Here is a 16,459-nt window from a genome sequence, read left to right on the forward strand (position 1 = left end):
GCACTACTCGTAGGTGAAGGCCGGGGCATCCTTGGCGGTGCCCCAGTAGATTGGCCAGCTGGCAAGCTGGGCCACGGCGAAGAAGAAGCGGTCGCCCTCATGGCGCGCGCGGTGACTCTCGTCGGTCCAGCGCTCGGTGCCGGTGCGACTCCACTCGGCCATGCGGTCGATCAAGTTGACGGTGATGGAGTTGCCGGCCTCGGCATTGCCGCCGTAGCTGATCTGGGCAGCATCCATCCGGCCGGAGAACAGCACGTCGGCGGCGTAATTGCCTGCTTCGTCCATCACGATGAACAGCAGGCGGCCTGGGCGACCTCGGCAGCCCTTAACCGTCGTAGAGCTGAGGATCTCCATGTCCAGGCCATCCAGGGTCAGGTCGATGGTCATCGGCGAGCTGCTATTCCCGCTCTCCTGCGACTGGCCGACCTGACCGAAGTGGCCAACGCCCTTGTAGGTGATGCCGTCCACCACCAGGTCACCCAGACCCGTGTGGGCGTAAACCATGCCGTCTACGAAATCGAGCTGGGCGGCGTAGACCGCGCGGAAGTTGCCTCGCGCGATAATGTCCACCACCGACTGGCTGAAGGGGAAACTGGCCGCCATCAGAAGGCCTCGCGGAATTGCAGAGACAGGCTGGCCACAAGGGGCTGCACGTTGGAGCTATTGGTGTTGTCCATCCGGCGCATCTCCGAGTAGGGATTGCGGTACTCAACCGCGGCGCCCGCCGATAGGGTCTGCCGGATCGGCTTATTGATGTACACGGTGGCCTTGCCGGAGGAGTCGCTGATGGCGTCCTGCACCACCTCGAACATCTCGCCGGCGACGGTCAGGTAGTCGCCTTGGCTGAAGACCCTCTTGCTGGCAGTCATGCCCTGCATCTGCATGCTGGTGGCGAATGCCGGGCCGCTGAACACCGCCGGGGCGCCTATGTCGTCGGTGCGCAGCCGGTCCCAGGCCGGCACCCGGACCGTTCCGGCCATGCCGCGCAGCCGGCCCAGCATAGCCGTCAGCAGCCGATGCCGGTCACGTGTTAGTCCAGCGAACGAGAGCTGGCACTGCCAGTAGTCGCCCGGGTACCCGACCACCTGCTGGGCATTGGATAGCGTCGAGGTGAAGGCGCGGTTGTTGTAGACGATGCCCCAGGTCATCTCGCTGGGAACAAGATCGGCGGGCCAATCTATGGCCATAGGGCCTCCAAAATCGAAGTTCTGATTAGCGGCCGGTGATCGCCCGGCGCATACCCCGAGTGAGGGGGCCGTTCCGCATGATGTCTCTCTGGATGTCCTTCATCGCCTGGGCGTAGGCCTGCTGGCCGGCGTTCTGGATCATCTGGACGGTCTCCGGGCTAACGTCGCCATTGATGTGAAACACCTGCTGCGGAGCGTTGATGTTGGTTGCCATGGTGCCGCTCGTGCCTACACCGCGGCCCGAAAGCGCTTTCACGCCCAGGGAGCCATCAGCAGTTCTGGTCAGCGGCATGACTGCCTCTGGACCAGCTTCACCCATGATGCCGCTCCGCCCTCCGGCCATTCCGAATGCGGTTGGCGTCGAGACCACCTGGTTGGTGAATGCGCCGCCGTTGGCGAACATCTGCACGCCGCCCGCCCAGGCGCCACCCATTGCCTGGGTCTTGCTGAATAGCGACATGAATGACTGGCCGGTGGAGCTGCCAGTGAAAGAGGATATGCCGGCCACCAGCGCCTTCCGGATCTGGATCCGGATGAGATCGGTGATGATCGAGTCCGCGAAGCTCTTGAAGTCCAGCTTCCCGGTCTTGACGAAGCTGGTCAGGGCATCCTCAGCACCGCTGAAGGCATCCTGGAACAGCGCCTTGGTCTGCGCCGCCATGTTGGCCGCGCTATCCTCATAGTTGGCGAAAGCGCTGCGCGCCCCATTGACCCAGTCGGCGTTGAACTCGTCCTGCTGCTGGTAGAACTCAGCCGTGCTGGCCAAGGACTTTTGGTGGTAGGACTCGAGGTCGGCCAGCTCCTGCTCGTACTGCCGCTGGCTAATGCCGCCATTGCCCTCGCCCAGCTCCGCCTTGCTCGTCAGATCACGCAGCTGCCGCTGGTATTGCTGCTCAGCACGGAGCCGCTCCCGAATGCGCTGCTGGTCCTTGTCGCTCTGGCCGAGGCCGGCGAGCTGCTGCGCATAGCCATCCTGTTCGGACTGGAGCTGAGAGCTCAGGCTATTCCGATAAGCCGCGATCTTCGCATCCTCCTGCTGGAGCTGGATGCGCTTCTCCAGTGCGGCATTGGTCTGGTACTCGGTGCGCAGCTTGTCCTGTGAAGCCAGCAAGCTCTTCTGATCGGCCGTGAGGGTCTTCTTTTCCTTCAGGTCCGAAATACGCTGTTCGAACTCCAGCAGTTCGCGCTGCTTCGGGCCGATCTTGCCAGTGGTGGTTAGCTGATCTTCCAGGGCAGCACCCTGCTGCTTCAAGGTCAGCAGCAGGCGCGTCGCCTCGTCGTCGGTGTACGCCTTTACTCGTGGAGCCTTCTTGTCCTTGAATTGCTCCTCAATATTGGCCTTTACCCTCGCGATGTTCTCCGGCTTCAAGCGCTCGTCGTTGGGCGCTTCTTTCCGAATTTTATCCAGCAGCCGGTTGTAGTCCTTCAGAGCATCGGCGCGCTTTTCAGCATTGGTTCTGGATGACTTTTCAAGCTCATCGACCTTCGCCATTGCGGCGATCGCTTCTCGCTGCTGTTGAGCTCCAATTCCTTCTGCGGCGGCGATCGCCGCGCGCGTATCCCTGCTCTGTTTCAGGTAGATAAGTTGCAGCTCCAGACCGGCGCGCTGCTGATCCTGCGCCGCCTGGTCACGACTTGCCTGTCGACCGGTAAGAGAGCTGCGCGCGGGAAGATCATCCAACTGCTTTTGGACCTTCTCAATCTGTTGCGCCAGGGTGTCCTCGCGCCCAATGTTGAGCATCGCGTCCCAAGCAGCCTTGGCGCCGGTAGTGAGGCTTTTCCAGGCAGACTCTAGGCCTCCAAGGTTCTCCTTGATGGTCTTGGCACGACCCTGCAAGGCTTCGGCATAGGTAGCTTCGGCAAGATTGGCAGCAGCTGTTTTATCGCCCTGCTCTTCCAGCGCCCGGATCTGAGCGTAAACCGTAGCGGTGAGGTAGTTGTATTGCTCATTGAGCGCAGCCGAAGCCTTGGTCGGCTCGTCTGCCAGGCGCCTGAACTCGGCGACCGTCTCGGAGACGGCCTTGCCGGTAGCAGATTCCCAGGCCACCGCGGCGACGGCCATGTCCTTGAATTGGTCGCTGGTGAGCGAGCCGGTGGCCACCAGTTGGGCCAGGGCATCTGCTGCGGCGCCGGTGGTGCCGGTCACACCGCTGACTTCCTTGGCCAAGTCCGCCAGCTGCCCAGTGCTCTTGCCCGCCAAGTTGCCGGTCGAGACCAGAGAAACGCGGAAGGCATCCTGCTCAGCGCTACCCTGCTTGTAGGCGATCGCCAGCACTCCGGCGGCGGCTGCAAGCAGCGTGAACGGATTGACCATGCCGGCGACATAGCCACCCAGGGCGCGGGCCGCCGGGCCAATGCCGCCGAACATGTCCTTCAGCTGACCGCCCTGCTGTAGCAGCACCTGCAGCGGCTGCTGGCCGGCCTGTAGGCTGACCACGATATCCGTGAACTGCGCCGGCACGCCACGCAGTGCCGCGGCCTGGGCCTTGGCGCTCATGGTGTACTTGTCGTTTGCCGACGTTGCACCCGCCAGACCGTCCCGCATGGCGTTCAGCTTGCCCAGGTACTCGGCATAGTCGTCAGCCGGCAGGCGATTGGCCTTGCGATGGGCGGCCAGCTGCTGCTCCATCTTGTCGAGCTCGCCCAGGCGCGCCACCACCGGGTCGATCTTGCCCAGCAGCTTTTCGAGGTCATCCTGCTGCTTCTGGGCGTCGGCCTTGAAGCGCTGCATCGAACGCGTGGCACGGTCCATGCCCTGCTCGAAGCCACCGGTCTTGGCGACCAGGTCAAGCGTCAAACTGCCGAGGGAGCGGGTTGCCATGTCTCAATTCCAGGTGGTGGCCCGCCGAAGCGGGCGATCAGTGCCAGGTGGCCATGGCCTTTTCGATGGAAATGCCGTTCGCATCCTCCTCGGCCTGGGCCAGGGCGGACTCGTAGGGCATGAAGGCCTCCATCTCCACCTCGCCGCCGTGGATCCGCGTCAACACTGTGGCCAGCATGGCGAAGCCGTGCTCAAGGCGATTGCCCAGGTTCAGGCTGCCGCGGCGTCGGAGATAGACGTACCAGTCCATGGCTTCGGCGTAGGTGAGGCGATTCTTGGCTTCGAGGATCGTGCGCCCGCCGATGCCATGCAGCACGAGCTCGTGCCACATCTCATCGACGGGGGTCAGTTTTTTGCTTCGGCCTTCCCGAGTCCGTTGACCTCATGCACGACTTTCAGCAGGGCGAAGGCCAGATTGGGCTCGAGGTTCAGCGCGTCCTCGTAGGGGATCTGCTCGTCGCCCTTCTCACCCAGCAGCACGCATTCGCTGATCAGCTTGGCGTTGCGGCTGCGCTTGGCCAGCGCGGCTTCGTCTTCGCCGGCGGCCGGCGCATAGAGCTGCTCGACCACAGCGAACGACTGCCGCTTCACCAGCACGGTGAATTCGTCGATCACCGGCTTTTTCTTGGCGTCCAGCTGACCGCGATTCCACTGGATGGTCATCTTCACGGGCGCCGCTTCGACAAAGGCGCCGGCGGCTTTCAGGTCGTTCAGATTCATGAATTAGGTGCTCTTACGCTGCCAGGTGGAGCCGCCGGTGCGCTGCACGGTGGCCGCGGTGCTCACCACCGAGTTGGTGGTGAAGTCGAAGGGGAAGTCCGAGACGTAGCCGTCGAAGACGAACCAGGTGCGCGTGGTGGGCAGCACGAAGTCGGTGCCGTCGGTATTGGCCGTCGGCAATGCGGTCTGGTTGCCCTTTTCGTCCTTCGGGCCATCGGAGAAGCCCACGACCCAGCGGACGGTGTTCTTGCCGGAGGCCTGGGACAGCTCGTGCAGGCGGACGTGGCTGGCCTTGGTGGCGTCGGCCTGGATGGTCATCGAGGCGCTGCCCGGCGTGCGCAGGCCCTTCTCAAAGGTGCGGTCCTGATCCTTGAGGGTGGTGGTGTCGATCTGGTCGGCCGGGTTGCCGCCGGGGTTGAAGGCGGTGACGCCCTCGATTTCCAAGACGGTGTTCTTGCCGGTGCCGGTGGAAGGCGGGACCAGGGCGAAGATCTGGGTTCCTTGGGTGAGCATTGCCATTGGAGCGTCTCCTGCGGGCATGAAAAAACCCGCCGGAGCGGGTTGGATGGTGATTCGGTGGGTCAGCGGTGGACGATCCAGTCCAGATCGAAGCTGACGCGGAAGTTCTTGGTCTCGGGGTCGCGCCCCTGGCCGTTGTAGGCGACGACATAGGCCATGCCTTCGAGCGCGTCTCGCAATGCCATGGCGGCCGCGAGGGTGCTGGCGCCGGTGGTGCCGTAGATGTCCACCTGGGTCCGGAACCCATCCACGTCCGGGCGGCCGGACAAGAAGTTGTCTGGGTTGCCGCTGATGGTCTGCCAGACGGCATAGGGCAACGCCGCGCCCGACTCGGCCTCGCCGAAGGGATAGACCCGCACCGGGTCGGCGCCGAATAGCGCCCTGACCTCGTTGGAGGCGGCAGCGGCCTTAAAGAGGGGCGGAAACATCAGACCAACTCCTTGTTCAGCTCATCGTTGAGCACGTCGACGAAGGTCTGGATGACGTCCGGCACGTTGTTGTCCAGCGCCGGCCGCATGAAGGGCTTGGCCCGGGAGTGCTCGGTACCGAACTCGACGAATTTCCAATAGGTGGGGTACGGCGATCGCTTGTCGTACCGGGCGCCGCCGATGATCCCGACGCGCATGACGATGCCGCCCTCGCGCTGTCCCTTGATCGTGCCCTCGCGGGTGACGATGAAGTCGGCGATGTTCATCGGGGTTTCAGGGTCGTCCTGCTGGTTGGCCCGGTCGATCGCTTCATCGCGCACGATCTTCATCGCCGCCCGGGCAGCACGACGCACCGAGTAGCGCTGGACCTTTTCCGGCAGCTGGGTCAGCCGCTCGATGGCATCGTCCACGCCTTTCAGGGTGAAGGTGATCATGCTCAGCCCTCGTTCAAGCCGCCGGACACCATCAGGGTGAGGTACTCCCGCCCGGAGCTTTTGTCCGGCAAGACGGCCTCGATGTTGTAGGTGGTGCCGCGGTGGACGGCGCGCATGGCGGCGGTCACCCCAGCGCGGTACCGGATGACGATCCTGGCCGTGACCTCGTTCTGAGTGGCCTGGCCGGCAATGAACTCGCGGCCGCTCACCGGTTCGACGGAGCACGGGATGGCCTTGCTAGTCAGGTTCGACCAGCCACTGATCATCTCGCCGGTGTTCGGGTCCTGGTGGCGCCCGTCACGCTGCAGCATCACGCGCTGCCGGAGCTGGCCGGCGCGCATCACACACCCAGCCCGGTGCGGTACGGCTGCAGCAGGTGCCGCGAGCCCATGGGGATCTCGGCGACGGTCACGCCGGTGGCCACGTCCTCGCGATTGGCAAACAGGTGGCCGAGGATCAGCAGGCAGGCGGCCTGGATGGAAGCGTTCAGGATCATCGCGCAGGCCTGCATCTCGACCTCGGCGCGGGCATCGGCGAACGCCAGGTCGGCACGGTCACGCGCGCCCTGGCGATCTTCGGGGTCAACCACCGCCTGAGCGGCAGCCACGGCCTGCTCATAGCGGATACGGGTGGAGCTGATCGCCGCCGGCACCTCGGCCACGGCGGCGTCCAGCGCAGCCTGATCAGCGTAGAACCGGCGCTGCATGAACCGGCTGGCTGAGTCCTCGGCCGCATCCAACAGGGCCTGGACCAGTTCCTGGTCCTCGGGCTCGGCCAGCAGGTGCTGCATGCCCAGCTCTATGCTGATCACGGACATCGCTTACTCCTGGGGCGGGTTGTCGTTCGACAGTTCAACGGGAGGCTGATCGGCAGGCGGCTGGTCAGCAGGCGGGGGCGTGTCGGCCGGCGGGGTATCAGCAGCAGCCGGCAGAAGCGCGGCCAGTTGCTTGGCCAGCTCGGCCTCCGCCTGCTCCTGCTTGCCGATGAAGTCACCGACTCGGGCGCCCTGGGCGTCGACGATGATCCAGCGCTGCCCTTTCTTCTCCAGCCGCAGGGCAGTTGAAGCATCAGCGCCGGGCGGGACGCTCAGCGGAGTGCTGAGGGTCGTAGCAGCTCCGCCGGGTGCAGAGGTGCTGGCGGCCGGCTTCTTCTCGCCGCCCACCTCACCCACGATCTCGCACAGTTTCAGCTGCTCCAGCTCCTTGGCCAGCCACATCGGAGCCGCATAGGGCTCATCGTCGATATCACGGATTTTGCCGCGGTCCTCGTAGGCACGCAGCGGCTTGATCAGTTGATCGGACATGTCTCACCTCGAAGGGCCGGCAGCGCCGGCCCGTGCAGGGGGTTAGGCCGCAGCGACAGCGAGCTTGCCGGTGACGAAGGCTTCGGTCCGGTAGATGGCCAGGGCCAGGCGCTCTTCGGCGCGCAGGGTGACCATGTTGTTCTCGAAGTCCTTGTCGTTCTCGGTGGAGATCAGCACCTCGACGTCCATGCGGTCGAAGATCTGAGCACCCAGCTTGAACGCACCGGTGAGGAAGTCGTTCTGCTTCATCGCCTGGGTGGCCACCACCGGGCGGTTCCACAGGCGGGCAGCGGTGCCTTCCTGCGGTTGGCCGATGATGTAGCGGCCGACGTCGTCCTTGATCAGCTCGATCAGGGCCCAGTCGATGGGGTTCAGCACGATGCCATCCGAGGGAAACTCGGCCAGCTCGGCCTGCAGCAGGGCCAGGCGCAGGCGGTCGATGCGCTGCTCACCGGTCACGGTGACACCACCGGGCGCTGCATACGCGGCCGCCACCGGGACCAGGCCCTGCAGGTTGGCGCCAGCGCCGCTGCCGTACAGCAGCTGGGACTCTTCGGCCAGCAGCAGGCCGTAGCGGGCGCGGGCGTCGATGTAGCTCTGCAGGGCCTTGGCATCGTCCAGGATCTGGCGCGAGGCCTTGAACAGGTGGGCGATGGTGCGTACCGGCGCGTTGACCAGGGCGGTGGTGATGTCGGAGTACGGCTTGGCGCCGCCCTCGGCAACGGTTGCCGCGTTGTTGGTGAAGCCGGTCTCGCGAACGTACTCGATGGAGCCCGATTCGGTCTGGCCCGGGGCGACCAGGTCACGGATGGTGGCGCGGCGCAGGCCGGGCAGCGCGACGGTGTCCAAGCGCTCGGCCGGGGCCAGGCCGCCTGCGGTGGTGGTGGTGATGGCAGCGCGCGGCACAGACACACGACGCGAGCCGCGGAACGAGGAGTTGACGCCTTCCATCTGCTCGCTGGCAACGAACAGCTCGCCAGCGGACTTGGGGGCCTCGGGGCGCTGGGTGGCGCTGTTGGCAGCGACCAGCTTCTGCTCGGCTTCGAGCACGCGGGCCTGTAGCTCGCCCTGCTTCATCAGCAGTTCGTCGACCTTGGCACGGGTCTCGGTGTTCATCTCGCCGTGGCGGGCAATTTCCTTGTTGCTGGTTTCCGCCTGGGATTTGATCTGATCGCCGATGCTCTTCAGGCTGGCGTTCAGCTCGTTGTACTGCTTGTCGAAGTCGCTCATTGCGATGCTCCTTGGAGAGATTTGAGGATGTCGGATGCCGCGCTCAGAGAGGCGGTGAGGTCTGGCGCGACAGCGCTAGGCTTGTCGGTCGGGGCAGCGTCATGCGTGCCCCCGCCAGCAGCGCGCGGCGTGCTGGACTTGAAACTGGCGAAGAGCTCGCGCCGTTCGCTGCGGGTCATACCCGCCTTGGCCAGGGCAACATCCATGGCCTTGAGCGCATTGCTCTGCTGGGTCTGCTCGTCCTGGCGCTCGGTGATCTCGTCCGAGGACAGCAGGCCAGTGGCGAAGCCCAGCTCCAGGGCGCGGCGACCGCGAATGAAGGTCTCGTCGTCCATCATCTCGGCGACGTCCTTTACCGGCTGGCCGCTGCCCTCGGCGTAGAGGTCGGCCATGGCGGCGTCGAACTCTTCCATGGTCCCGGCGATATCGCGCAGGTCGTTGCGGTTGCCGACGGCCAAGGTCCAGCAGTTGTGAATCATCAGGAAGCCGCTGGCGGCCACCTCGCGCTGGGCGCCGGCCATGTAGATGACCGAGCCGGCGGAGGCGGCCAGGCCGAGCACCTTGGTGGTGATGGGCTGGCTGTGCTCGCGCAGGCGGTTGTAGATGGCCAGGCCCTCGAACATGTCGCCGCCCGGGGAGTTGATGTAGACGGTGACCGGCTTGTCGCCGATGGAGCGCAGTGCGGCATCGATGCGCGAGACGGTCACGCCGTCGCCGTACCAGTCCTCGCCGATCACCCCGTAGATGGTGATGGTGTCGCTGGTGGACTCCACCGCCGCCTTGATGGCCGGATTCCATTTGTCGAGCGCGCGCGGGCTCAGCTCGCAGCGGAAGCCGCCAGCCTTGGATTTGAATTGCATGAGTTACCCCTTGGAGTTTGCCGGCTGGTCCAGCCAGTTCTGCAGAGCAGCCCTTGCGGCTTGCCCGTCGTCGCCCTGACCGAGCTTGTCGATCGGTGACAGGTTGGTTTGCACGGTGAGCACACCGGCGTTGCCGCCCATCCTGGGCAGGTTCTCCCTCATGCGGCACTCGTCGCGGGTGTAGATGCCGTTCTGCACCATCTGCGAATACAGGGTGGCGCGGCCAGCGCTGTCGGCGCGCAGCAGGCCCTCGATGGAAAATTCCGAGTAGGTCTGGCGGCGCTGGGCCGGCGTGAGCAGGTTGCGGTTGATGCCCTCTTCGATCCGCCGCATGTAGCTGCGCAGGGTGAAGGTCAGGAAGCGCAGCAGCTTCTGCTCCAGGCCCGTGCCCCAGTTCGACGCCTTGTCGCTGTAACCCGCCAGGGTCGGGTCCACCATGTAGAAGCGGCAGATCTCCTCGGCGCTGTACTCGCGCGACTCCAGCAACTGGGCGTCGACCGGATTGATGCCGATGACCTTGGCGCTGACGCCCTGCTCCAGCACCGGCGACTTGCCGGCATTCATAGCGCCGCTAATGCGCTGAACGTAGTCCCGAAAGTCTTCCCGCTGCTGCTTGTTCAGCGTCCGATCAACCTCGAAGGCAACCGTCTGGTGCATGCCGTTCTTGAAGGTGGAGCCGGCCACGTCTTCCGCCGACATCGCCGCGCCGAAGACATCGGCGCCGTAGGCGATGGGCGACAGGCCGATCTGTCCATCCAGCGAGAAAGCCGGGATGTGCATCATGTCGCTGCGCGCGATGTCTCGCAGCTGACCGTTCTTCTCCCGGTACCGGTAGAGGATTTCGCCGCTGTCGGCGACGTCCAGGTCCATGCGGTTGGGCAGTAGGAACTCCAGCGCCACGATCCGGCCGCCGATGCGCACGATCTCGACGAAGGCATTGCCGCGCAGCAGCATCGAGGCGACCACCGCCTCCCAGAACTGCACCGCGGTCATGCGGCTGTTGGGGTTGGTGTTGATGATCCAGTGCAGGTCGTTGTCACTGGCCACCTTGCGGCCGCCGTCGGCCTGGCGCATGTACAGGCCCAGCGGGAGCGTCGCGATCGTCTCGGAGATCAGCCGGACGCAGGACCAGCAGGCCGCCAGGCGCATCGCCTTGTTGACGGTGATGGTCTTGCCGGTAGCGGACGTGCTGCCGACCGTTTGCGCCCAGATCCCGCCGGCGCCACCGGACAGCGACCGGCCGACCCAGTCGATGATCGATGTCTGCGGGGCGGACACCGCGCTGCTCAGTACGGACAAGAGGGACTTAGCCACTGGTCAGCCCTCTTCGGATGAATGCCGCCGCGGCGAAGCACGAGGCCGCGCCAGCGAGCAACGCCCAGCCCAGGCCGAGCAGGATGAAAACGCCGGCCACGGCCAGGCCGAAGCCCAGCACTGCGATCAGCAGGTATAGGATCGATGCGGTGCTCATTCGAATATGGGGTCTCGGATTGCCGCCATGAATTGGTCGATGCCTTGCTGGCTCCCCGGATTGAGGGAAATCAGCGTGACAGCGTTGAACAGCGCCATGAGCGGGTCGATCTTGGCCGAGCCGCTAGCCTGCTTGGTGATCAGGATTGAGTTCGCCCTGGGCTCCACTCGCGCGTTGCCGCAACACCAAGCCATCATCGGTTGACCACCATGCACCATCTCGCCTTCTGCCAGGCGACGCTCGGTGGTCTTGATTGCGCCACCGAGCTTCCAGCCCTGGGAGATGCCGACGATCTTCTCGTCAGGAACGCCCGCCTCCTCGATCGCATCTCGTATAGCGCCGATCCCGGCCGGGTCGACGCCGATTTGGTCCAGAATTCCAGCGTTCTCCACCAGGGCAGCTAGCTGCGCTACCTGCTCGACATCTTCGCCGATCCTTTCTACCAGTGTGAGGTGGCCGTCCTTTGCGAAATCGCGGAACCGAGGGGCTTCTGACTTGCGTCGTTCCAGCACGGACGGGTGTGCCCAGGCATGCGTCCAAGCCAACCAGCGACGTGAGCCTCTTTCGCGCCCTACCGCGGCAAAGCCTAGCAAGTCGTCAAGGCCGCCGCCGTCAATGCCTAGATCGATGACTTCGCAACGCTCAATCAAATCATCTAGCGTCTGGCAGAAGTCGACGACCTGCTGCTCCCAGAAGTCCGTGCCCGCCCAGCGATCAGACAGGAGCGCTAGGCCGATCTCGACATTCAGGTGCTTCGCCAGGAAGCCACGGAACGACTCCTCGCCATCCAGCTGTGCCTGGGCGTAACCACGCTCGATGAAGGGCACGTCCACCGACAGCCCGAGATTCGGATTGGTGACGTAGGCGTTTGCCGCGTCCCGGTGAGCGCCAGCGTCGAGCATGGACTTGGGAAACTCGTAGAGTACCGGCAGGAAGGACTTGTCCTCGATCTTGCCGTCACGCACCTGGCGGGCATACAGCAGCTTCTGCCGAAAGACACCGGCTGGCGGGTCGTCTGACTGGGTTGTCGCCCAGATGATGAAGCCCTCGGGGCGCGACGCCAGGCCGCCGGTGGCCTCCCGCAGCATCGCCTCGGCGTTGTTGCGCTTGCCGAACACCCAGAGTTCATCGATGAAGATACCGATGGCCTTCTTGCCGGATACGGTCTCGCTGTCGGCCGCCACCACCTTCAGCGTGGCGCCGGTGACGCGATGGGTCACGGTCCGGATATGGTTCTGCACCTGAAGGAGTTCTTTGAGTTCGTCGTCGGCGTTGACCATGTCGCGGATCGGGATGTAGCTGTTGTCGGCAATCTCCTTCGTCGGCGCGATGATCACGAACTCGCCGGAGGGCCGCCAGTTGAGGATCAGCGCCGTCAGCATGATGCCGGCAGCGATAGTCGACTTGCCGTTCTTCTTGCTGATCAGCAGCAGGAACTCGGTGATCATCCGGCGCCCGGTCTCGGCATCGTAGGCACCGAAGATCGCGGCGACGAACTCGTTCACCCAGGGTCGTACGGTCTCGCACATCAGCGGGCTGCCGGTGGCGTCCACCATGCGCAGCTGGCCGAACACCTCCAGCGCTTCCGCAGCCTGGTCAGGGAAGAGAGGTCCCTGCGGGATGAGCGATTCGCGAGCGACGATCCGGCGCTCCCAGTCGGGGCACGAGGTCGACCACTTCACGGCCTACCGCCTGGCACCGCCTTGAGCTGCGGCGGCTGGCGCGGGCCGAACTTGCCACCCGCGGCCTGGCCGGCCTTCTCCTTCGCCTGCTCCTTCTTGCCGCCCTCGCCACGGCGCTGGTGGATGAAGGGCATCAGCGCCTTCGCCGCGTCGACACGGAGCTTCGGCTCAGTGCCGCCATCGTTCATCACCGCCAGCAGGAAGTCCTTCGGATCGGAGTGGGTCAGTGCCCTGGCCAGGTCGAAGCCGGCCGGCCCATCCTCATCGACCTGCTCGTCCTCGGCGTTTTCTTCAGGCTGCTGGGTGAGCTCGGCCGCCGTCTTGGGCGCCCGCTTGGGGTGCTCGGCTTTAACACCAGCTTTAACATCTGCTTTAACACCGCTGCGCTTTGGGCCCAGGGCGTTGAGCTTGTGCAGCTCCAGCTTCACGTCCACATCGGCGGCTAGGCGCGAACCCGCTGCCGACGCGGTTTTGGCCGAGTACCCGGCAGCGATCGCCGCGTCTTTGTTGGACGCACCTCCCCTGATCGCTTCAATGAAGGCGATCTTTTTCGGGGTGAGTGACATTTAACAAAACCTGTGGGAGGAAAAAAATCTGCGCGTGCGGGGAGGCGCGGTCTAGAAGCCCTCAGGCTCCAGGGTTTGGACCCGCCCCCTGCTCCTGAGGGGAAGGCACAGCACGACGACTAGGCGGACCAGATCTGCCTTTCCTAGGCGAGAACACGTCATCGTGCCGCCATCCAGCGTCCAGTCGGTACTCAATTGCAGGCCTCGAAAGATTCAGGTATCTGCACCATTCGTTGAGACACATGGTCAGGCCGTGTGCGGTGTAGCGTCGGGACGACTTGAGCTGATGGGTCTTGGTCATCTTTGGGATGCCGCGCTTCTGGTTACAGCGAGGGCAGCTCGCTACCAGATTGTCTGCCCTGTTGTCATCGGTACAGGCATTGAGATGATCGACATGCATGTCATCCCAGGTAATAACTCGCGAGCACCAGTGACAGTTAAACGGCCCATCGCCATGCTCAGCGGGATAGACAACCCGGTGCTCGTAGACGCGGTTGCTTTGTCGCCGCAAAGGATGGTCGGGCGAGTGGGTCAGCTTGTAGCCATATGCATTGGTCAGGGTTCCTGGTTTTACCTTGCTCAGCTTGTCCGTCGTCCCGGTCCGCCGCTTACGCGTGTAGTGCATCTCGCACATCTGCACTCCCTTGCGATTGGCCACAGTCGAGCAGCCAGGCACACAGCATAAGGCTGCCTGTTTCGCATTGGACATGATGACCTCTAGAGGTAGTACTGCTGGTTCTCTTCTTTCTGCTTAACCGAAGAGTGGCAATGAGCACACAGGGATACCCATCGGCTCCGGTCCCAGAAGATCTCCATATCTCCTCGATGAGGAGTGCTATGGTCGACCACGGTCGCTAGAGTCACACGCCCCGCTCGCTCGCAGTAAACACATAGCGGATGCTGTTGTAGGTGGACCAGCCGAGCCTGCTGCCACTTGTAGCCATAGCCACGCTGGGATGAGGTCTGCGCGGAGGTACGCCACGAGCCAGGCGCTACGGTTGCCGTCCGTTCTTTGAGCACCTTGGTCTTGGGCTTGAGCATCCGTAGCTTGCCCATCAGATAGGCCGGCCTGCCAGGTCGTGGCGAGGCGCATCCTTCTCTTCAGCCTCAGCCATCTGGTCGGCCATGAAGTCCACCATCACGCGATTGCTGTCGGCCAGCTCGCGGTTGCTATCAGCTAGCGCCTGCAACGCCTTGGTCTGTCGCGTTAGGGCGTCCATTAGTTCTTCGTGCTCGGTCATCACATCCTCCTGAGTCTTGAACCTTCAAATCCTTGCGGCTATTACTTCATTACCGAATAACTCGAAGGGCTAGCCATGAAGGGTATAGGGACCATCACGGTCAACACTCCAGCGGACGATATGGTCGTCTTGCCAAATACGGCTTTCGATTGGGTAACAAGCGAAGATGGTCTTAGCACCAGTGCAGACGGCCGATCTACAACCAGGATCCGCGCTCCAGATTGGCTAGGCATCCAGACGAACGATTTTCCGGACTGGTATAGCAGTTATACGATCCTGATAACTCAGGATTCGAAAGAGCTATTTTTCGAGGTAACTAGGTACCAGAGAAATCCGTATAGCGAAGATGGGTGGTTGTGGTTTCACGTCGTTTTAAGGTGATTAAGGGTAGCCCTCAAGCGGCTGCCGGTGGCCACCCCACTGCTCTGGCAGCGTGCAGGCTGAGACCTCAATGGCGTAGAGCTTGGCCGGCACCTGCATGGAGCCGACCTCGAAGCCTGGCGCTGCGACCCAGATCGTCTGCAGCGTGTTGCGGCATTCCCAAGTGCGGGTGACGTAGCCGGAGCCGGTACCCACTAGAAACACCACAACTAGGGCCAAGACCCAACGGAACGCGGTTCGTGCCTGCTTCATCCGTGCGCCCTCCCCACTCGACGCTGAATCTGCCGGCGATCCCGACCATCTACCAGAGCGCCGATCCGGCGGAAGAAGTAGGCGCCGCAGAAGATCGTGTGACCTACCACTAGCGCGCTCGCCATGCTGTTGTTGATCAGCTTCCACGGCTCCATCAGCCATAGAGCCAGGTGCGCCAGCACGTAGAGGGTAGAGGCCGTGACGATGAACATAACCTCGGTCCGGTCATCCTGGCGGAATCGGTTGCCGTTGGCGGCGAACCAGATGCAACGGGCAATGACCAAGCCGTAGGCCAGTACGGCAGCAATGGAGATCAGCAGCATCAGTTAGCTCCAGGCGGGTTGAACCGCTCCAGCGCGCCCTTCACCTTTACTTCAAGCATTCCCAGCACGGGGTAGGCGCAGAACCCGAGCACCATCAGGTAGCCCGAGCGGTATTCGTTGGTCATGGGGATGAAGTAGCCGCACGCCTTGCCCACGAAGAAAGCGGACAGGAACTTGATGGCGAAGCTCTTCGCGGAGAAGCGCATCTCGGTGGTCGGCGGCCAGAAGTAGCTGATCACTCCGCCGAAACCGCCCAGCAGGCCCGGCATGCACCACAGCAGAACGGCCTCCAGCATCTGATCCACTGGCATTGCCCTCTAGGTGTTGCCCTCTTCCAGGCATGAAAAAGGCCCGCCGAAGCGAGCCTTGGAAATGACGACAAAAGGCAGGTTGCCCTATTGTCAAATAGGCCCATTGGGCCTAATATACATCGCATGGGAAGCGCACAACGCGCGGCCCGACAGCCCCAAAGGGACGCACCAATGAGCATCGAAATGACCAGCGCCGAACTTGAGAAAATCCACTCGGAGATCGCCAAGCTGATGGCTGAAACCAGCAAGCTGAACGCCGAGACCAGCAAGCTTCGCACCGACGCCCTGTGGTATCCCATCGCGGTAGCCACCGGCCTAGTCAGCTCAGTGGCCGGCGTGACGGCGATAGTCATCAAGCTCTTCTTCTGAATCACCAGGCCCCGCGAAAGCGGGGTCTCTCTTTGAGGTCCACCATGCAGCGCATTCAGCACTACCAGCCGCCCACCACCGAAGACCTAGCCCAGCTCAAGGCGCAGCTCAAAGCTGCAGGCATGAAGGCGACCGCTGACGAAATGGCGTCCTTGGCAGGCCTGTCTGATGGTAGGCAATGGCGGAAGTACACCGGGGGCGCGCAGCCCCGCGAGCTTGGCGCGCAGATGCTGTTCTTTATCGCCGCTAGGTTGACCCTGCCTGAGGATCAGCTGGAACCCATCTACGCGAAGATGCGCGAGATCGGCGCCACACTGGACCTCGAAGGGTAGAAAGAAAAAGCCCAGCGCTATGGCTGGGC

The 16,459-nt window shown here is 63.4% G+C and carries 24 protein-coding genes; 2 read left to right on the top strand and 22 right to left on the bottom strand.

Annotated elements, in window-relative coordinates; translation table 11 throughout:
• Positions 1 to 3: 3 nt before the first annotated feature.
• The 22 genes from FSV73_RS23435 to FSV73_RS23540 form a co-directional block, all read right to left on the bottom strand.
• Positions 4 to 603 (bottom strand): hypothetical protein, encoded by a 600-nt coding sequence (locus FSV73_RS23435; RefSeq protein WP_145012293.1) that lies wholly within the window; start codon positions 601 to 603, stop codon positions 4 to 6.
• Entirely contained in the window at positions 603 to 1,187 is a 585-nt protein-coding gene (locus FSV73_RS23440) for a hypothetical protein (RefSeq protein WP_145012296.1), read from the bottom strand. Before FSV73_RS23440 ends, FSV73_RS23435 begins: the two co-directional genes overlap by 1 nt.
• 25 nt (positions 1,188 to 1,212) lie before the next feature.
• Complete coding sequence (locus tag FSV73_RS23445; RefSeq protein WP_145012299.1) at positions 1,213 to 4,008, bottom strand: phage tail tape measure protein; 2,796 nt, start codon at positions 4,006 to 4,008, stop codon at positions 1,213 to 1,215.
• A 37-nt stretch (positions 4,009 to 4,045) separates the two neighbouring features.
• A complete protein-coding gene (locus FSV73_RS23450) occupies positions 4,046 to 4,339 on the bottom strand; it encodes a phage tail assembly protein T (protein WP_058790166.1) in 294 nt (97 codons plus the stop codon).
• Between the two features lie 14 nt (positions 4,340 to 4,353).
• The gene (locus FSV73_RS23455) at positions 4,354 to 4,728 is read right to left on the bottom strand and encodes a phage tail assembly chaperone family protein, TAC (protein WP_145012302.1); all 375 of its coding nucleotides are present in this window, start codon (positions 4,726 to 4,728) and stop codon (positions 4,354 to 4,356) included.
• 3 nt (positions 4,729 to 4,731) lie between these two features.
• Positions 4,732 to 5,247: a phage tail tube protein gene (locus FSV73_RS23460; RefSeq protein ID WP_145012305.1), complete on the bottom strand. Its 516-nt coding sequence runs from the start codon at positions 5,245 to 5,247 to the stop codon at positions 4,732 to 4,734.
• A 62-nt stretch (positions 5,248 to 5,309) separates the two neighbouring features.
• Complete coding sequence (locus FSV73_RS23465; RefSeq protein ID WP_145012308.1) at positions 5,310 to 5,675, bottom strand: DUF3168 domain-containing protein; 366 nt, start codon at positions 5,673 to 5,675, stop codon at positions 5,310 to 5,312.
• Entirely contained in the window at positions 5,675 to 6,109 is a 435-nt protein-coding gene (locus FSV73_RS23470) for an HK97-gp10 family putative phage morphogenesis protein (protein ID WP_145012311.1), read from the bottom strand. The genes FSV73_RS23465 and FSV73_RS23470 overlap by 1 nt, the downstream gene beginning before the upstream one ends.
• A 2-nt stretch (positions 6,110 to 6,111) precedes the next feature.
• Positions 6,112 to 6,450 (bottom strand): phage head closure protein, encoded by a 339-nt coding sequence (locus tag FSV73_RS23475; RefSeq protein ID WP_145012313.1) that lies wholly within the window; start codon positions 6,448 to 6,450, stop codon positions 6,112 to 6,114.
• Positions 6,450 to 6,926, bottom strand: coding sequence for a head-tail connector protein (locus FSV73_RS23480; protein WP_145012316.1), 477 nt, complete (start codon positions 6,924 to 6,926; stop codon positions 6,450 to 6,452). The genes FSV73_RS23475 and FSV73_RS23480 overlap by 1 nt, the downstream gene beginning before the upstream one ends.
• A 3-nt stretch (positions 6,927 to 6,929) precedes the next feature.
• Positions 6,930 to 7,412, bottom strand: a complete 483-nt coding sequence (locus FSV73_RS23485; protein WP_260856149.1) for a hypothetical protein — start codon at positions 7,410 to 7,412, stop codon at positions 6,930 to 6,932.
• Positions 7,413 to 7,454: 42 nt separating this feature from the next.
• On the bottom strand, positions 7,455 to 8,642 hold the full coding sequence (locus tag FSV73_RS23490) for a phage major capsid protein (RefSeq protein ID WP_145012319.1): 1,188 nt from the start codon (positions 8,640 to 8,642) through the stop codon (positions 7,455 to 7,457).
• A complete protein-coding gene (locus FSV73_RS23495; RefSeq protein ID WP_145012323.1) occupies positions 8,639 to 9,502 on the bottom strand; it encodes a head maturation protease, ClpP-related in 864 nt (287 codons plus the stop codon). The genes FSV73_RS23490 and FSV73_RS23495 overlap by 4 nt, the downstream gene beginning before the upstream one ends.
• Before the next feature lie 3 nt (positions 9,503 to 9,505).
• Positions 9,506 to 10,816 (bottom strand): phage portal protein, encoded by a 1,311-nt coding sequence (locus FSV73_RS23500; protein WP_186309321.1) that lies wholly within the window; start codon positions 10,814 to 10,816, stop codon positions 9,506 to 9,508.
• Positions 10,809 to 10,973 (bottom strand): hypothetical protein, encoded by a 165-nt coding sequence (locus tag FSV73_RS25665; RefSeq protein WP_166655923.1) that lies wholly within the window; start codon positions 10,971 to 10,973, stop codon positions 10,809 to 10,811. Before FSV73_RS25665 ends, FSV73_RS23500 begins: the two co-directional genes overlap by 8 nt.
• Complete coding sequence (locus FSV73_RS23505; protein ID WP_145012326.1) at positions 10,970 to 12,655, bottom strand: terminase large subunit; 1,686 nt, start codon at positions 12,653 to 12,655, stop codon at positions 10,970 to 10,972. Before FSV73_RS23505 ends, FSV73_RS25665 begins: the two co-directional genes overlap by 4 nt.
• Positions 12,652 to 13,221 carry a terminase small subunit gene (locus FSV73_RS23510; RefSeq protein WP_145012329.1) on the bottom strand — a complete coding sequence of 190 codons (570 nt, stop codon included), beginning with the start codon at positions 13,219 to 13,221 and terminating at the stop codon, positions 12,652 to 12,654. Before FSV73_RS23510 ends, FSV73_RS23505 begins: the two co-directional genes overlap by 4 nt.
• 717 nt (positions 13,222 to 13,938) lie before the next feature.
• Complete coding sequence (locus FSV73_RS23520; protein ID WP_145012336.1) at positions 13,939 to 14,277, bottom strand: HNH endonuclease signature motif containing protein; 339 nt, start codon at positions 14,275 to 14,277, stop codon at positions 13,939 to 13,941.
• Positions 14,277 to 14,462, bottom strand: a complete 186-nt coding sequence (locus tag FSV73_RS23525; RefSeq protein WP_145012339.1) for a hypothetical protein — start codon at positions 14,460 to 14,462, stop codon at positions 14,277 to 14,279. The genes FSV73_RS23520 and FSV73_RS23525 overlap by 1 nt, the downstream gene beginning before the upstream one ends.
• 381 nt (positions 14,463 to 14,843) lie before the next feature.
• Positions 14,844 to 15,095 (bottom strand): hypothetical protein, encoded by a 252-nt coding sequence (locus FSV73_RS23530; RefSeq protein ID WP_145012342.1) that lies wholly within the window; start codon positions 15,093 to 15,095, stop codon positions 14,844 to 14,846.
• Positions 15,092 to 15,418 (bottom strand): hypothetical protein, encoded by a 327-nt coding sequence (locus tag FSV73_RS23535; protein WP_145012345.1) that lies wholly within the window; start codon positions 15,416 to 15,418, stop codon positions 15,092 to 15,094. The genes FSV73_RS23530 and FSV73_RS23535 overlap by 4 nt, the downstream gene beginning before the upstream one ends.
• A complete protein-coding gene (locus FSV73_RS23540; protein ID WP_145012348.1) occupies positions 15,418 to 15,723 on the bottom strand; it encodes a hypothetical protein in 306 nt (101 codons plus the stop codon). The genes FSV73_RS23535 and FSV73_RS23540 overlap by 1 nt, the downstream gene beginning before the upstream one ends.
• Positions 15,724 to 15,900: 177 nt before the next feature.
• Here FSV73_RS23540 and FSV73_RS23545 point away from each other — a divergent pair, with 177 nt between their 5' ends.
• Both FSV73_RS23545 and FSV73_RS23550 read left to right on the top strand, forming a co-directional pair.
• On the top strand, positions 15,901 to 16,098 hold the full coding sequence (locus tag FSV73_RS23545) for a hypothetical protein (RefSeq protein WP_437179311.1): 198 nt from the start codon (positions 15,901 to 15,903) through the stop codon (positions 16,096 to 16,098).
• Between the two features lie 44 nt (positions 16,099 to 16,142).
• Positions 16,143 to 16,430, top strand: coding sequence for an XRE family transcriptional regulator (locus FSV73_RS23550; RefSeq protein WP_145012352.1), 288 nt, complete (start codon positions 16,143 to 16,145; stop codon positions 16,428 to 16,430).
• Positions 16,431 to 16,459: the final 29 nt, after the last annotated feature.

The organism is Pseudomonas oryzihabitans (assembly GCF_007665395.1).
Classification (GTDB): domain Bacteria; phylum Pseudomonadota; class Gammaproteobacteria; order Pseudomonadales; family Pseudomonadaceae; genus Chryseomonas; species Chryseomonas psychrotolerans_C.

Coding starts and splice junctions, on each gene's coding strand:
- FSV73_RS23435 (WP_145012293.1), bottom strand. CDS start 603: ATGGCGGCCAGTTTCCCCTTCAGCCAGTCGGTGGTGGACATTATCGCG.
- FSV73_RS23445 (WP_145012299.1), bottom strand. CDS start 4,008: ATGGCAACCCGCTCCCTCGGCAGTTTGACGCTTGACCTGGTCGCCAAG.
- FSV73_RS23520 (WP_145012336.1), bottom strand. CDS start 14,277: ATGGGCAAGCTACGGATGCTCAAGCCCAAGACCAAGGTGCTCAAAGAA.
- FSV73_RS23460 (WP_145012305.1), bottom strand. CDS start 5,247: ATGGCAATGCTCACCCAAGGAACCCAGATCTTCGCCCTGGTCCCGCCT.
- FSV73_RS23485 (WP_260856149.1), bottom strand. CDS start 7,412: ATGTCCGATCAACTGATCAAGCCGCTGCGTGCCTACGAGGACCGCGGC.
- FSV73_RS23510 (WP_145012329.1), bottom strand. CDS start 13,221: ATGTCACTCACCCCGAAAAAGATCGCCTTCATTGAAGCGATCAGGGGA.
- FSV73_RS23470 (WP_145012311.1), bottom strand. CDS start 6,109: ATGATCACCTTCACCCTGAAAGGCGTGGACGATGCCATCGAGCGGCTG.
- FSV73_RS23475 (WP_145012313.1), bottom strand. CDS start 6,450: ATGCGCGCCGGCCAGCTCCGGCAGCGCGTGATGCTGCAGCGTGACGGG.
- FSV73_RS23465 (WP_145012308.1), bottom strand. CDS start 5,675: ATGTTTCCGCCCCTCTTTAAGGCCGCTGCCGCCTCCAACGAGGTCAGG.
- FSV73_RS23450 (WP_058790166.1), bottom strand. CDS start 4,339: ATGTGGCACGAGCTCGTGCTGCATGGCATCGGCGGGCGCACGATCCTC.
- FSV73_RS25665 (WP_166655923.1), bottom strand. CDS start 10,973: ATGAGCACCGCATCGATCCTATACCTGCTGATCGCAGTGCTGGGCTTC.
- FSV73_RS23545 (WP_437179311.1), top strand. CDS start 15,901: ATGAGCATCGAAATGACCAGCGCCGAACTTGAGAAAATCCACTCGGAG.
- FSV73_RS23490 (WP_145012319.1), bottom strand. CDS start 8,642: ATGAGCGACTTCGACAAGCAGTACAACGAGCTGAACGCCAGCCTGAAG.
- FSV73_RS23525 (WP_145012339.1), bottom strand. CDS start 14,462: ATGACCGAGCACGAAGAACTAATGGACGCCCTAACGCGACAGACCAAG.
- FSV73_RS23535 (WP_145012345.1), bottom strand. CDS start 15,418: ATGCTGCTGATCTCCATTGCTGCCGTACTGGCCTACGGCTTGGTCATT.
- FSV73_RS23550 (WP_145012352.1), top strand. CDS start 16,143: ATGCAGCGCATTCAGCACTACCAGCCGCCCACCACCGAAGACCTAGCC.
- FSV73_RS23440 (WP_145012296.1), bottom strand. CDS start 1,187: ATGGCCATAGATTGGCCCGCCGATCTTGTTCCCAGCGAGATGACCTGG.
- FSV73_RS23480 (WP_145012316.1), bottom strand. CDS start 6,926: ATGTCCGTGATCAGCATAGAGCTGGGCATGCAGCACCTGCTGGCCGAG.
- FSV73_RS23495 (WP_145012323.1), bottom strand. CDS start 9,502: ATGCAATTCAAATCCAAGGCTGGCGGCTTCCGCTGCGAGCTGAGCCCG.
- FSV73_RS23455 (WP_145012302.1), bottom strand. CDS start 4,728: ATGAATCTGAACGACCTGAAAGCCGCCGGCGCCTTTGTCGAAGCGGCG.
- FSV73_RS23530 (WP_145012342.1), bottom strand. CDS start 15,095: ATGAAGCAGGCACGAACCGCGTTCCGTTGGGTCTTGGCCCTAGTTGTG.